This window comes from Pseudomonas sp. 8 R 14, assembly GCF_900005955.1.
GTDB classification, from domain to species: Bacteria; Pseudomonadota; Gammaproteobacteria; order Pseudomonadales; family Pseudomonadaceae; genus Aquipseudomonas; species Aquipseudomonas marginalis.
Window position 1 is genome coordinate 33,463 of sequence record NZ_CVTH01000087.1, and the last position, 12,379, is coordinate 45,841.

Genomic DNA, 12,379 nt, shown 5'->3' on the forward strand with positions numbered 1-12,379 from the left:
TTCGACATGACAAAAATCACCAAGCTCAAGACCGGTTCACCGTTCGAAGACCAGGCCAGCTATTCGCGTCTGGTGTGCGTGGACAACTGGATCTACGTGTCCAACACCGCCGGCCGCAACCCCCAGACCAAGCTGATCCCGGAGGATGTCCTGGAACAGGCGCACCAGGTGTTCGCCAACATCGAATCGGCCCTCAAGGCTGTCGATTCGAGCCTGGCCGACGTGGTGTGTTCGCGGGTGTTCATCCAGGACCCCAAGGACGTGCCGGCGGTGATGGGCCTGATCGGCGAGAAGTTTCGCGGCGTCGACCCGGCCAGCACCGTGACCTGCCCGCCACTGGGCTCGACGGTCTACAAGGTAGAGCTGGAAGTGACGGCGTATCGCAACGCGTCGAAGGCGCAGGTCGACCTCATTCGCCTGTCGCAATAATCGTCACGCGGCCATGCACAGGCCTGGCCGCCCTTATTCGTTTACCGAGTCCTGACCATGGCACCGACAATAGCGCCCGTGACAACCTCCACCGTGTTTCCCAGCGCGACCGCCGTCGTCATCATTGGCGGCGGGATCATCGGCCTCACGGCTGCGCTGACCTTGGCTGAGCGCAATATCGCCGTGGTGGTCCTGGAAAAAGGCCGGATCGCCGCCGAACAGTCGTCCCGCAACCTGGGTTGGGTGCGCAAGACCAGCCGCCACGCGGCCGACATCCCGCTGGCCCTGGCCGCCGACCGCTTGTGGGCGCAGATGCCCGAGCGGGTAGGGGCGGATGTGGGGTATCGCCAGGAAGGCATCATGTTTGTCGGGCGCACCCCGGCGCAAATGGCAATGCACGAGGGCTGGCTCAAGTCGGTGGAGCATTTGTCGCTGGATTCACGCCTGCTCAGCAAGCGTGAGATCGACGCGCTGGTGCCAGGCGGCACGGGTGACTGGGCCGGTGGCATCTTTACCCCTTCCGATGCGCGTGCCGAACCGACGCTGGCCAGCAGCGCGATTGCCAGGGCCGCCATGGACAGGGGCGTGGTGATCATCGAGCAGTGCGCGGTGCGTACGCTGCAGATGTCCGGCGGCACGGTCAGCGGTGTGGTCACGGAAAAGGGCGAAATCCGTTGTGATCATGTGCTGCTGGCGGGGGGCATGTGGTCAAGGCGCTTTCTGGGCAACCTCGGTGTGGCGTTGCCGACCTTGCCCCTGACCTGCTCGGTGCTGCGTACCCACCCCATGGAGGGGCCGACGCAGATCGCGGTCGGTGCGCCGGACTTTTCGTTTCGCAAGCACCAGGACGGCGGTTTCATCATTACCCAACGGGGTAAGTTGGATGCGTTCCTGACCCTCGACCATCTGCTGCTCGCCAAGCAATACATGCCGCAGTTCCGTGCGCAACGCAGTGTGCTGAACGTGTCGCTGGGCAAGCCGTTCATCAATGACCTGGCCCTGGCGCGGCGTTGGCGCGCCGACAGCGTCAGCCCGTTCGAGCGCGTCAGGGTGCAGGATCCGGCGGCCAACCCGCGCCTCAATAGCGACGCGATGAACAACCTGATGGCGGCCTGGCCGGTGTTTGAACAGGCACGGATCGCCCAGGCCTGGGCCGGCACTATCGACGTGACACCCGATTCCAACCCGGTCATCGGCCCGGTCGCGCAGATTCCGGGGCTGACCGTGGCCACCGGTTTCTCGGGGCACGGCTTCGGTACATCGCCGGCGGCGGGTCATCTCGCCGCGGACCTGGTCAGTGGGCATGCGCCGATCATTGACCCAAGCCCTTATCGCTTCGACCGTTTCTAAAGGAGCAAGCCCATGCCTGCAGACAGCTGTTTCTTCACCAACCGTTCGGGCCTGCGCCTGCACTATTTGCGCTGGGGCGCATCGAGTGGCGTGCCCCTGGTGCTGTTGCACGGCCTGCGCGCCTATGCCCAGACCTGGGAGTCGCTGGTGCAATCCCTGGGGGAGGGCTACTGCATCTATGCCCTCGACCAGCGTGGTCGTGGGTTGAGCGACTGGGCCGAGCCCTCCACGTATCACACCCAATCCTATGTCGAGGACCTTGAGGATCTGATCGCCCATGTCGGCCTGCAGCGTTTTGTCCTGCTCGGGCATTCATTGGGCGGCGCCAACGCCCTCGAGTATGCGCGGCAACATCCGGGACGCTTGCTGGGGTTGCTGATCGAGGACATCGGCCCCGGCTCTTCAACCCAGGGCGATGGCGCCGCACGTATCCGCCGCGAGATGGGCCAGACGCCGTTGCAGTTCGACAATTGGGACGCAGCCCGTGGGTTCTGGAGGGCTTCGCGCCCGGGGTTGTCGGAGCAGGGCCTGGCGTCGAGGCTGGCGCATTCGATGCAGGAACGCGACGGTGTGATTGGCTGGCGCCATGATCAGCAGGGGATTGCCCAGGCCCGCCTGAGTATCGAGCCGACGGACCTGTGGCCAGCGGTGCGTGCGCTGGATTGCCCCAGCCTGTTCATTCGCGGTGGTCGCTCGGACTTCCTGCCGCCGACGACGCTGCAGGCGATGAGGGCCAGCAACCCCCATGTGCGGACGGTGGAGGTCGCCGACGCGAGCCACTATGTGCACGACGATCAGGGCGCGGTGTTCAACGCGCTGATTGCAGGCTTTCTGGCGAACCTTGACCCGCCGAGGCAATGAGCGGCGGCTGCCCGCCAATGTCGATATCAGGCACCGGCGTGCCGCTATGAGGCTATTTTTGCGGCGCGCAGGCCGCGTACTGTGACCCGTCATTAAGAAATGATGATCGCCTGACCTTCCAGTCAGTACGTCTTAACGTCGATCACAGAGAATAAAAAACAACGATGAATAGCCTGATTTCCACGGATTCCAACGGCCAGCTGGCGCAGGGCTTCAAGCCGCGTCATGTCACCATGCTCTCCATTGCAGGCATTATCGGCGCGGGGCTGTTTGTCGGCTCCGGGCACGCTATCGCGGCGGCGGGGCCGGCCGTGATGCTGGCGTATCTGTTTTCCGGCCTGTTGGTGGTGCTGGTCATGCGCATGCTGGGGGAGATGGCGGTGGCCAACCCCGACACCGGCTCATTCTCGACCTACGCCGACCAGGCCATCGGCCGCTGGGCCGGGTTTACGATCGGCTGGCTGTACTGGTGGTTCTGGGTGCTGGTGATTCCCATCGAAGCCCTGGCCGCCGGGCATATCCTCAACCAGTGGTTCCCGCAGATCGACGCTTGGCTGTTCGCCTTGTTGTCGATCTTTTTGTTGGTGGTCACCAATTTGTTCAGCGTCTCCAAGTACGGTGAATTCGAGTTCTGGTTTGCCATGGCCAAGGTGGTGGCGATCATCGGCTTTATCGGCCTGGGAGGCGCGGTGCTGATGGGCTGGATTCCCGAGCGGGAGGCCAGCGGCTTGAGTCGCCTGATGGAAGAACACGGTGGTTTCGCGCCTAACGGCCTGTCGGCGGTGGTCGGGGCATTCATCACCATCATGTTCAGCTTTATCGGCACGGAAGCCGTCACCATCGCGGCTGCCGAGTCCAATAACCCGGCGCAAAATATCGCCCGGGCCACGCGCTCGGTGATGTGGCGCATCGGCGTGTTCTACGTGTTGTCGATCTTCGTGGTGATTTCCGTGGTGCCGTGGAATGACCCGCTGTTGGCATCGGTAGGCTCTTATCAGCGCGCCCTGGAGCTGATGAACATTCCCCATGCCAAGTTACTGGTGGACGTGGTGGTGTTGATTGCCGTGGCGAGCTGCATGAACTCGTCCATCTACATTGCTTCACGCATGCTGTATTCCCTGGGCAAGCGCGGGGATGCACCCTCGCTGATGAAAAAGACCTCCGCCGCGAGTGTGCCGAGGGCCGCCGTGATCGCCAGCACGATCCTCGGGGCTGGCGTGACCTTGCTCAGTTACTTCATGCCGGCCGGATTGTTCCAGTTTCTGCTGGCCAGCTCGGGCGCCATCGCCTTGCTGGTGTACCTGGTGATCGCCGTGTCGCAACTGCGCATGCGCAAGGTCCTGCAACGCCGCAATGTCACCCTGACGTTCAAGATGTGGCTGTTTCCCTGGCTGACCTGGGTGGTCATCGTCTTCATCTGTTGCGCATTGGCGGTGATGCTGCTGACGCCCGAGCACCGTTTCGAGGTGTCGTCGACCATCGGCCTGGCCCTGCTGATTTCCCTGGTCGGCGTGATCACGGCGCGGCAGCCCGACCGCACCCAAAAATCGATCCCCCTGGCTTCGCGCCCATGAACCCCCGGCCGGTCACCGGTTTGGTATTCGTGCTGCTGGATCAGTTCACCCTGATCTCGTTGGCGTCGGCGGTAGAGCCGCTGCGCATGGCCAACCAACTGGCAGGCCAGGAGTTGTATCGTTGGCACACCGCCAGTGTCGACGGTCATCCTGTGTGGGCCAGCGACGGCATGCCCATCACGCCGGACTGTTCCATAGCCGCTGCGCCCTCTGCGGATATCGTCGTGGTGTGCGGCGGCACGGGTATTCAACACACCCTGAGCGACGAGCTGATGAAGTGGCTGCGGACCCAGGCGCGTTATTCCAAGCGCCTGGGTGGTATTTGTACCGGCAGTTGGGTATTGGCCCGGGCGGGGCTGCTCGACGGGTTTGAATGCAGCGTGCATTGGGAGTGGCTGGCGGCTATGCAGGAAGCCTTTCCACGGGTGAGCCTCAGCGCCAGCGTGTTCACCCTCGACCGCGATCGCCTGACCAGCTCGGGCGGCACCGCGCCCATGGACATGATGCTGCACCTGATCGGCCGTGAGCATGGGCATGAGTTGTCGGCGGCGATTTCGGACATGTTCGTGTACGAGCGCATGCGCAACGAGCAGGACCATCAGCGCGTGCCGCTCAAGCATATGCTCGGCACCCAGCAACCGAAGCTGCAGGAAATCGTCGCGCTGATGGAGGCCAACCTGGAAGAACCGATCGACCTGGATGAATTGGCCAAGTACGTGGCCCTGTCACGCCGGCAGCTTGAGCGCATGTTCCAGAAGTACCTGCACTGTTCGCCCTCGCGCTACTACCTGCGGTTGCGGCTGATCCGCGCGCGCCAGTTGCTCAAGCAAACCCCCATTTCGATCGTGGAGTTGGCCTTGCTCTGCGGGTTTGTGTCCACGCCGCACTTCTCCAAATGCTACCGCGAGTACTTTGGCGTGCCGCCCAGCGACGAGCGCCTGGTGACGGCGGGCGAGCAAGCCGGCATGTTGAGGCCGATGATTCGCGCCGTACCGGTGACGATGCCAATGAGTGCCCTGGAGCAGGCGCGGGGGGAATCTACCTTTGCCAGTGTCCGGCTCAAGGCCAGGCGCTGAGAGTAAGGTGAGTGGCGCTGATCAGCGACGCTTGCGTTTCGAATTTCAGGCCCCACTCACGCTGGCTTCAAACCCGCATGAACGCCTTGATTCTCTCGCCGCACTGATCGGCACGAATCATCCCAGGCGCCGCATCCAGCGCAACCAGGCCGTCCTCCATGAAAATCACCCGGTCGGAAATGGACAGGGCGAAGTCCATCTCGTGAGTCACGATCAGCATGGTCATGCCTTCTTTGGCCAGGTCGCCGATGACCTTGAGCACGTCGCCCACCAGTTCCGGGTCAAGGGCTGACGTCGGCTCATCAAACAGCATGATATGTGGATCCATGGCCAATGCGCGGGCGATTGCCACGCGTTGTTGCTGCCCCCCAGACAACTGATGCGGATACTTGTGCGCGTGAGCCAGCAGTCCGACCTTGTCCAGCAGGGCGTAGGCGCGCTGCTCGCTGATGAGCTTGTCGCGGCCGTGATAGCGCGGCGCGAGGGTGACGTTGTCGAGAATGGTGCGATGGGGAAACAGGTTGAAGCCCTGGAACACCATGCCGATGTGCTGTACCCCACGGCGTACTTGTTGCGTGTTGGTGTTATCACCGGCGTGGATATAGCTTTCTCCGAACAGAATGATCTCGCCTTGGTCGATGCTTTCCAGGGCGTTGACGGTGCGGATCAGCGAGGTTTTTCCCGAGCCCGACGGGCCGATGATGGAAATCACCTGACCCACATTTACATCAAGGTTGATGCCCTTGAGCACAGCGTGCTGGCCGTAGCGCTTGTGAATGTCGACCAGTTGCAGGGCGGGTGCCGAGCCAGGCCCGGAGGTTTTCCGAGCGCTTGCCGAAGGAGGGGCGGGTTGTGATGCGCGTAGGCGCCCCATGCTGGTGTCATCCAGCGTCTGGGGTATGCGGTTGTTGAGTTCCAGGTGGTGCTCCAGCCAATGAAACAACCAGCCGAGCACGGTCACGATCAGCACGTAATACACCGCCACAGCCGAGAGGGTTTCCATCACCAGGAAGTTTTGCGCGTAAAGGCGCTGGCCCACGGTCAACAGTTCGGTCAAGGAAATCACCGAGACCAGCGAGGTCAGTTTCACCACGGTGATGTATTCGTTGATCAGCGTCGGCAGGGAAATGCGGAACGCCTGGGGGATCACGATCAGGCGCTGCAAACCGATCAGGCCGATGCCCAGCGCGCGGCCGGCCTCTTTTTGACCTTTGGCCACGGATATCAAGCCACCACGGTGGATTTCCGCCATATAGGCCGCTTCGGTGACCACCAGGGCCAACAGGCCGGAATAGAACGGGTTGGACAGGACGCCACGGGTGACCGGGAACATCTGCGGCAGGTTATAGACGAACACCACCAATACCAGCAGCGGCACGCTGCGAAAGAACCAGATATAAATCGACGCCGGCACGCTGATCCAGCGCGCGGCCGAAAGCTTGGCCGAAGCCAGCAGGAAGCCCAGCAGCATGCCGATGAACCAGGCCAGCGTGCTGAGCTCCACCACCGTAATGCAGGCTTTCCAGAAGTCCGAGAGCGAAAACAGAGAAAAAAAGTAAGGCCATTCAAATTGCATGTGTCTCTCCAACTGCTGGCGTCGACACAGGCTTTACCTGGGCCGGGCAGTCAAGCGAAAGCCGCCGACTGTGGGAGCGGCAGCGCTCCCACAGGGCTGCACCGGGTCAGTTAGTCGGTTCTTCGAGGTTGTATTTCTTCAACAGGGCGGTGTATTCACCGGAAACCTTGCTCGCCTCAAAGGCCTTGAGCAGTGCCTGATAGAGCGCGTCGTTGCCTTTCTTGACGTAAATACCCAGCGTCTGCTGATAGATCGAGTGCTCGGTGCTCACCACGACGCGGCCCTTGGTGCGTTCTGCGATCATGCCGGCGGCGCCGTCGATCTCAACCTGAGCCTGCACATTGCCGGAGAGCAGCGCCTGGGTTACCTCCGGTGCGGACGGGAACTCGCTGACCATAATCGCGCCCTTGTTATTCGGGGTGCAGTAGTCGGTCGAGAGCGTGTTGAACTGCGTCACCCACGTGGTGCCTTTTTCCAGGCCGACTTTCAGGCCGCAGAGGTCTTCCGGTACTTTCGGTTTCAGCGGGTTGTCCTTCAGCACCATGATCGCTGCGCCGGTCTTGGCGTAGGGGATGGTTTGCGCTTGCGTCTGCCGCTGGGGCGTGATGTACATGCCGGAGATGATCGCGTCGTAGTGGCCGGCGTTCAGGCTGAGGATCAGGTTGGAAAACTTGGTGTCGACGAAGTCGGCCTTGAGGTCCAGGTGTTTGGCGAGCAGGTGTGCCAGCTCGGGGTCGGAACCGACGACGTTTTTATGTTCGTCGTATGACTCAAAGGGCGGATAGGTGATTTCCATGCCGATCTTGAGTACGCCGGGCGTCACCGTCGTTGCTGCATGGGCGCCGGCCGCACCAAGGAGTGCGACGGCCAGCAGGGTCAAGCGGACAGCATGATTGATTGGATTGCGCATCATCGATGACTCCACGTCGGTAAAGTAGGGTTGGGCGGGTGGTTAAACAGGGCGGTGTGACCAGGCTGAGGGTTGCATCAGGACGCGTCCTGCGCCTGGCTCTTCAAGTGACCGAAACTCGATGGCTTGCGCGCTTTCTCGTACAGCGTGAGTTCGCCCTGTTCGACTTTGCGGCGCAGGTACTGATAGGTCTGCAACGCTTGGCCGAACATGTGCTCACCGATGGTGATTTCCTGGTAATCCCTAGCGCCTTCAAGAAAAGCGCCTTCAAGAAACTGTGGCAGTGGCTTGATCTGCGTATGAAAGTCGCACGCGTAGAAGAGTGGGAAGGCGTAGCGCTCTTCGCTGACGGTTCGCACTCGGTGAGCCGTAGCGACGAACGTACCCGCGGTCATGACCTCCAGCATGTCGCCGATGTTGACCACAAAGGCACCGTCCACGGGTGGCGCATCAATCCATTGCCCTTGATCGTTCATCACCTCGAGACCTGGCTTGTCTGCAAGCAAAATGGTGAAGCACTCGTAGTCGGTATGCGCACCAATGCCGGGTGCGTCTTGGGCGGCCAGGTCAAAGGGGTAGTGAATCAGGCGCAGTTTCGACGGTGGGCGGGTAACCAGTGCCTCGAAATAGTCCTCTTCCAGGCCTAATGCGAGCGCGAAGCCCTTGAACAGGCGACGCCCCAGCGCAAACACCGCAGCGTAGTACGCTTCGACGGCGGGACGGAAACCCGGCAGGTCCGGCCATTCATTGGCCCCGATCAAGGGGGTCCCGGCCCTGACCAGCGGATCGTCTTCGCCCACTTCAAAACCGATATCGAACGCCTCCTTGTGGTCCGGCTTGCCTTTGGCATAGACCTCTTCGCCTTCAGGCACAAACCCCTTGTGGCTGCGGGAGGTGCCGATGTAATGCTGCATCTTGTACGCAAGGGATTGCGCAAACAGGTCCTTCGCCGCGTGACGCACGCCGTCGATCAACGACGACTCGATGCCGTGGTTCTTGATGTACAGAAAACCCACTGCGCGGGCGGCGTTACCGAGTTCTTCGGCCACTGCCTGGCGCTGTGTGATGTCGTCGCTGTACAGCCCGGCGATGTCCACCAGCGGAATGCGATTGAAGTTGGCGGCCTTTGGCGTTTGGTCAGGCATGAAGTAACGCTCCTTATCGGGTTGAGGCGCCGCTGAAACGCCGGAAATGCTCGCGCTCGGTATTTGCCATCCACACATTCAGCGACCACAGGTCGGCCACCGGCACATTGGTGAAGGGCAGGTGATGCAGGTAGCCGTCGGCACCGAACTCCGGTGTCAGCGTGCTGACCTGATAGCCGCGACTTTCCTGGGATCGCCAGATGGCCTCCCAATGCTGCTGATGGAAGGCCAGCGCTTGGGTGTACTCGGGAGCGGCGGGGTGGGGAACCTGGGGCCCTTGGTCATAACCGACCCGGGCTTGAATGTGGTGAACGCGCTCGACGAAAGCGCTGAGGTCATCTTCCGGATCGTTGAGCAGACGCTCGCAGGTGACGACCCAATGACTGATGTCGCTGGTGAAGCGCAGGTCCGGCAGTTGACGGATCAGCTCGAGGGTGACCCAGGGGTTGAACAACGAGCGCGCACGATGGGTTTCAAAGGCGCACACCTGGCCGTGCTTGCGCGCGACGTCCATCGCGCGGCCAAAGAAGTCGACTTGCTGTGCCAGTGGCCAGCGGTCGTTGCCAGCCAGCAGGTTGATGAAGCGCGGCGACAACTCAGCCGCCCAAGCGAGTTTTTTATCGAGGTCCAGAAGGTGTTCGTCGACGCTCGCCGATTGTTGCGGCAGAACATCGTAGGCGCTGAAGACGGTACTGATATAGCTGACATGGTTGGCGCGTAGAAAGGCTGCGAACTCGGCGCGTTCGCTGGCGGTCATGGGCAGGCGGGCTTCCATGCCATCGAACCCGGCCTCAAGCAACTCTTCGAGCGCTTGTGCCTTGCTTGCGGTGTAGCCCCACAACGTTCGGAATACTTCCAATTTCATCGATCTGCTCCAAAGGTGCCTTCGCATGATTGACACAGCGGCGTTTCGGCGTGGACCGAAACGCACAAAAAACGGCAGTGACAATCAGAAAAGGCAATCTTCGGGCCCCATCTCTGTGGAAAGGCTCCTTTGTTGCCGCCAATAGTAGGGAGGGGCGCTTGGCGGAAAGAATAGGGAAGTGCAAATAGATAGTTCAGAGATTTCTAAACTATTGTTCAGTGCGGCTCAGGGTGGCGTCATGGGTCAAAACTCGGTTATGACGGTTACCCCTGCCGTCTCGAAGCGGTCCATGTTCGTCAACGCGTCGATGGACTGTTCCAGGCTGATGGTTTTACCCACGAGTTTTTCAGGCGCCAGCTTGCCTGAGGTGATCATCTCGATCATGGCGCCATAGCGATGCGCCTGCATGCCGTGGCTACCGTAGATCTCAAGTTCATGGGCGATAACCTTGCTCATGGGGATGGCCGGCGTGGCGTGATCAGCGAGCATCAGCCCGACCTGGACGTGCTTGCCGCGACGGCGCAGGTTGTTGATGGAGTTGAAACAGGTGGTTGGGTGGCCCAAGGCGTCCAGCGAGACGTGGGCACCGCCCTGGGTGATTTCCAGCACGGCTTCGGTGACGTCTGCGACGTACTGGGCATTAATGGTGGCGACAGCGCCGAGGGCGCGCGCCAGATCGAGTTTTTCCTGGGAAATATCGATGGCGATCACGTTCGCGCCAATGGCCTGGGCGATCATCACCGCAGACAGGCCTACACCTCCGCAGCCGTGAACCGCGACCCACTGACCGGCGCTGACGTTGCCTTGGTCGACGACTGCACGGAACGAGGTGGCGAAGCGACAACCCAGGCTTGCGGCGGTAGCGAAGTCCATGCTCTCAGGCAGCGCGACCAGGTTCAGATCGGCCTGGTGGATGCCGACGTACTCGGCAAAAGACCCCCAATGAGTGAAGCCCGGCTGGAATTGCGTGTGGCACACCTGCTGATTGCCGCTGTTGCACTGCGCACAGGCACCACAGCCACCCACGAACGGCACGGTCACCCGGTCGCCGACCTTCCACCGCGTGACGTCGTGGCCCACCTCGGCCACGATGCCCGCCAGCTCATGACCCGGTACATGGGGCAGTTCAATGTCGGGGTCATGACCTTTCCAGCCATGCCAGTCGCTGCGGCACACCCCGGTGCCAAGCACCTGGATCACCACGCCATGACGTTCCGGGGATGGATCGGCCACGTTCATCAGGCGCGGCGGTTTGGAAAAGGCTTCGTAGACGACTGCTTTCATTCAAATTACCTCGGCTTGGAGGGGCGATTCAGGCATTGCCATTATGAATGAGCGCCTTGAAATTACCTTTCAAGTTGCAATTGACCGAGCGCAAGAATTGAAATTAACCTTCATTTTTAAGCCTGAATTTGAGGGGTTATTTCATGGTTGAGCAGCTCGATAAAGCGGACATTGCAATATCGGAGCGTTTGCAGCGGGACGGCAAGCTGTCGAATGTCAAGCTGGCCGAGCAGCTGTCCCTCAGCGAAGCGTCCTGTTGGCGCAAGCAAAGACGGCTGGAAGAATGCGGGGTGATCGAGGGATACCAAGCCATTCTCAATCGAAAGAAACTCGGGCTGGGCCTGAAGGCGTTTGTCCAGATCTCCTGCACGGATCACAGCGAAGAAGCCACGGCAACGTTTGAAAAGATTATCCAGGCGGCCCCGCAGGTATTGAGTTGCCATAACACAACGGGGGAGGCGGACTTTCTACTTGAGGTGGTTGCACGGGACCTGGACAGCTATAGCCGCTTTGTCGAAACAGTGCTGAGGAAGCTCCCTGGGGTTTCAAGTATTCGCTCGAACCTCTCCCTGCGAGAGATGAAGACCACTCATCGACTCCCCGTCAGCGAGCTCTTGAGCATCTGAAGGCTGTCGGGCACGTCGAGAACCATCGTTCGTCCGGACAATCGAGCATTTCGGCACTGTTATCGAGCATTTCGGCACAGTCTCCCGGTTTTGTTCAACCTAGACTCGAGCTTCACTTCAAGACTCAGCTGGAGCCGCAATGAACATCAGATTAATCCTGCCTGCACTCTCCATGGCCGTCACACTCAGTGGCTACGCTGCGGATTTCTCACTGACCAGCCGGGATATTGCTGACAACCGCCCGCTGACCCGTCGCGAAGTGTTCCAGGGCTTCGGTTGCGAAGGTGGCAACACGTCTCCTGAGCTTTCGTGGAAAAACGCCCCCGCAGGGACTAAAAGCTACGCGATCACCGTTTACGATCCCGATGCCCCCACCGGCAGCGGTTGGTGGCATTGGACGGTGGTCAACCTGCCAGCCTCCACCCATAGTTTGCCCAGCGGCGTGGGGGCGAACCTGCCTGCGGGTGCAGTACAAGGGCGAACCGATTATGGCCAGCCGGGGTTCGGTGGCGCTTGCCCTCCTGTCGGCGATAAACCCCATCGCTATCAATTCACCGTGTGGGCCTTGAAAGTCGATAAGCTACCGCTCGACAACCAGGCCAGCGGAGCCTTGGTCGGTTACATGCTCAACGCCAACGTCCTGGCCAAAGCGACCATTACTTCAACTTACGGACGTTAAGAAG

Annotated in this window: 12 protein-coding genes; 7 read left to right on the forward strand and 5 right to left on the reverse strand. The window is 60.8% G+C overall.

Features of this window, described 5'->3' with window-relative positions; translation table 11 throughout:
* The first annotated feature begins 6 nt into the window (after positions 1 to 6).
* The 5 genes from BFQ01_RS25730 (at position 7) to BFQ01_RS25750 (ending at position 5,290) form a co-directional block, all read left to right on the forward strand.
* Positions 7 to 429, forward strand: coding sequence for a RidA family protein (locus tag BFQ01_RS25730; RefSeq protein WP_027606668.1), 423 nt, complete (start codon positions 7 to 9; stop codon positions 427 to 429).
* Between the two features lie 57 nt (positions 430 to 486).
* Entirely contained in the window at positions 487 to 1,779 is a 1,293-nt protein-coding gene (locus tag BFQ01_RS25735) for an NAD(P)/FAD-dependent oxidoreductase (protein ID WP_065927446.1), read from the forward strand.
* A 12-nt stretch (positions 1,780 to 1,791) separates the two neighbouring features.
* Positions 1,792 to 2,640, forward strand: a complete 849-nt coding sequence (locus BFQ01_RS25740) for an alpha/beta fold hydrolase (RefSeq protein ID WP_065927447.1) — start codon at positions 1,792 to 1,794, stop codon at positions 2,638 to 2,640.
* A 164-nt stretch (positions 2,641 to 2,804) separates the two neighbouring features.
* A complete protein-coding gene (gabP, locus tag BFQ01_RS25745) occupies positions 2,805 to 4,214 on the forward strand; it encodes a GABA permease (protein ID WP_065927448.1) in 1,410 nt (469 codons plus the stop codon).
* Positions 4,211 to 5,290, forward strand: a complete 1,080-nt coding sequence (locus BFQ01_RS25750; protein ID WP_065927449.1) for a choline metabolism transcriptional regulator GbdR — start codon at positions 4,211 to 4,213, stop codon at positions 5,288 to 5,290. Before gabP ends, BFQ01_RS25750 begins: the two co-directional genes overlap by 4 nt.
* A gap of 67 nt (positions 5,291 to 5,357) precedes the next feature.
* Here the strand turns inward: BFQ01_RS25750 and BFQ01_RS25755 are convergent, their stop codons facing one another.
* From BFQ01_RS25755 to BFQ01_RS25775, 5 genes are all read right to left on the reverse strand, one after another.
* The gene (locus BFQ01_RS25755; RefSeq protein ID WP_065927450.1) at positions 5,358 to 6,866 is read right to left on the reverse strand and encodes an amino acid ABC transporter permease/ATP-binding protein; all 1,509 of its coding nucleotides are present in this window, start codon (positions 6,864 to 6,866) and stop codon (positions 5,358 to 5,360) included.
* Between the two features lie 106 nt (positions 6,867 to 6,972).
* Positions 6,973 to 7,776 carry an ABC transporter substrate-binding protein gene (locus BFQ01_RS25760; RefSeq protein WP_065927784.1) on the reverse strand — a complete coding sequence of 268 codons (804 nt, stop codon included), beginning with the start codon at positions 7,774 to 7,776 and terminating at the stop codon, positions 6,973 to 6,975.
* 77 nt (positions 7,777 to 7,853) lie between these two features.
* A complete protein-coding gene (locus tag BFQ01_RS25765; RefSeq protein WP_065927451.1) occupies positions 7,854 to 8,921 on the reverse strand; it encodes an isopenicillin N synthase family dioxygenase in 1,068 nt (355 codons plus the stop codon).
* Between the two features lie 13 nt (positions 8,922 to 8,934).
* Complete coding sequence (locus BFQ01_RS25770) at positions 8,935 to 9,786, reverse strand: sugar phosphate isomerase/epimerase family protein (protein WP_065927452.1); 852 nt, start codon at positions 9,784 to 9,786, stop codon at positions 8,935 to 8,937.
* Positions 9,787 to 10,029: 243 nt separating this feature from the next.
* Positions 10,030 to 11,070 (reverse strand): zinc-dependent alcohol dehydrogenase family protein, encoded by a 1,041-nt coding sequence (locus BFQ01_RS25775; protein WP_065927453.1) that lies wholly within the window; start codon positions 11,068 to 11,070, stop codon positions 10,030 to 10,032.
* Positions 11,071 to 11,213: 143 nt separating this feature from the next.
* Between BFQ01_RS25775 and BFQ01_RS25780 the strand changes: the two genes are divergently transcribed.
* Positions 11,214 to 11,696: an Lrp/AsnC family transcriptional regulator gene (locus BFQ01_RS25780; protein ID WP_065927454.1), complete on the forward strand. Its 483-nt coding sequence runs from the start codon at positions 11,214 to 11,216 to the stop codon at positions 11,694 to 11,696.
* 139 nt (positions 11,697 to 11,835) lie between these two features.
* On the forward strand, positions 11,836 to 12,375 hold the full coding sequence (locus tag BFQ01_RS25785) for a kinase inhibitor (RefSeq protein ID WP_065927455.1): 540 nt from the start codon (positions 11,836 to 11,838) through the stop codon (positions 12,373 to 12,375).
* Positions 12,376 to 12,379: the final 4 nt, after the last annotated feature.

What these genes read in the sequence shown, in the direction of transcription:
- BFQ01_RS25755 (WP_065927450.1), bottom strand. Translation starts at nt 6,866, where the DNA reads ATGCAATTTGAATGGCCTTACTTTTTTTCTCTGTTTTCGCTCTCGGAC.
- BFQ01_RS25740 (WP_065927447.1), top strand. Translation starts at nt 1,792, where the DNA reads ATGCCTGCAGACAGCTGTTTCTTCACCAACCGTTCGGGCCTGCGCCTG.
- BFQ01_RS25750 (WP_065927449.1), top strand. Translation starts at nt 4,211, where the DNA reads ATGAACCCCCGGCCGGTCACCGGTTTGGTATTCGTGCTGCTGGATCAG.
- BFQ01_RS25735 (WP_065927446.1), top strand. Translation starts at nt 487, where the DNA reads ATGGCACCGACAATAGCGCCCGTGACAACCTCCACCGTGTTTCCCAGC.
- BFQ01_RS25730 (WP_027606668.1), top strand. Translation starts at nt 7, where the DNA reads ATGACAAAAATCACCAAGCTCAAGACCGGTTCACCGTTCGAAGACCAG.
- BFQ01_RS25775 (WP_065927453.1), bottom strand. Translation starts at nt 11,070, where the DNA reads ATGAAAGCAGTCGTCTACGAAGCCTTTTCCAAACCGCCGCGCCTGATG.
- BFQ01_RS25760 (WP_065927784.1), bottom strand. Translation starts at nt 7,776, where the DNA reads ATGCGCAATCCAATCAATCATGCTGTCCGCTTGACCCTGCTGGCCGTC.
- gabP (WP_065927448.1), top strand. Translation starts at nt 2,805, where the DNA reads ATGAATAGCCTGATTTCCACGGATTCCAACGGCCAGCTGGCGCAGGGC.
- BFQ01_RS25770 (WP_065927452.1), bottom strand. Translation starts at nt 9,786, where the DNA reads ATGAAATTGGAAGTATTCCGAACGTTGTGGGGCTACACCGCAAGCAAG.
- BFQ01_RS25785 (WP_065927455.1), top strand. Translation starts at nt 11,836, where the DNA reads ATGAACATCAGATTAATCCTGCCTGCACTCTCCATGGCCGTCACACTC.
- BFQ01_RS25780 (WP_065927454.1), top strand. Translation starts at nt 11,214, where the DNA reads ATGGTTGAGCAGCTCGATAAAGCGGACATTGCAATATCGGAGCGTTTG.
- BFQ01_RS25765 (WP_065927451.1), bottom strand. Translation starts at nt 8,921, where the DNA reads ATGCCTGACCAAACGCCAAAGGCCGCCAACTTCAATCGCATTCCGCTG.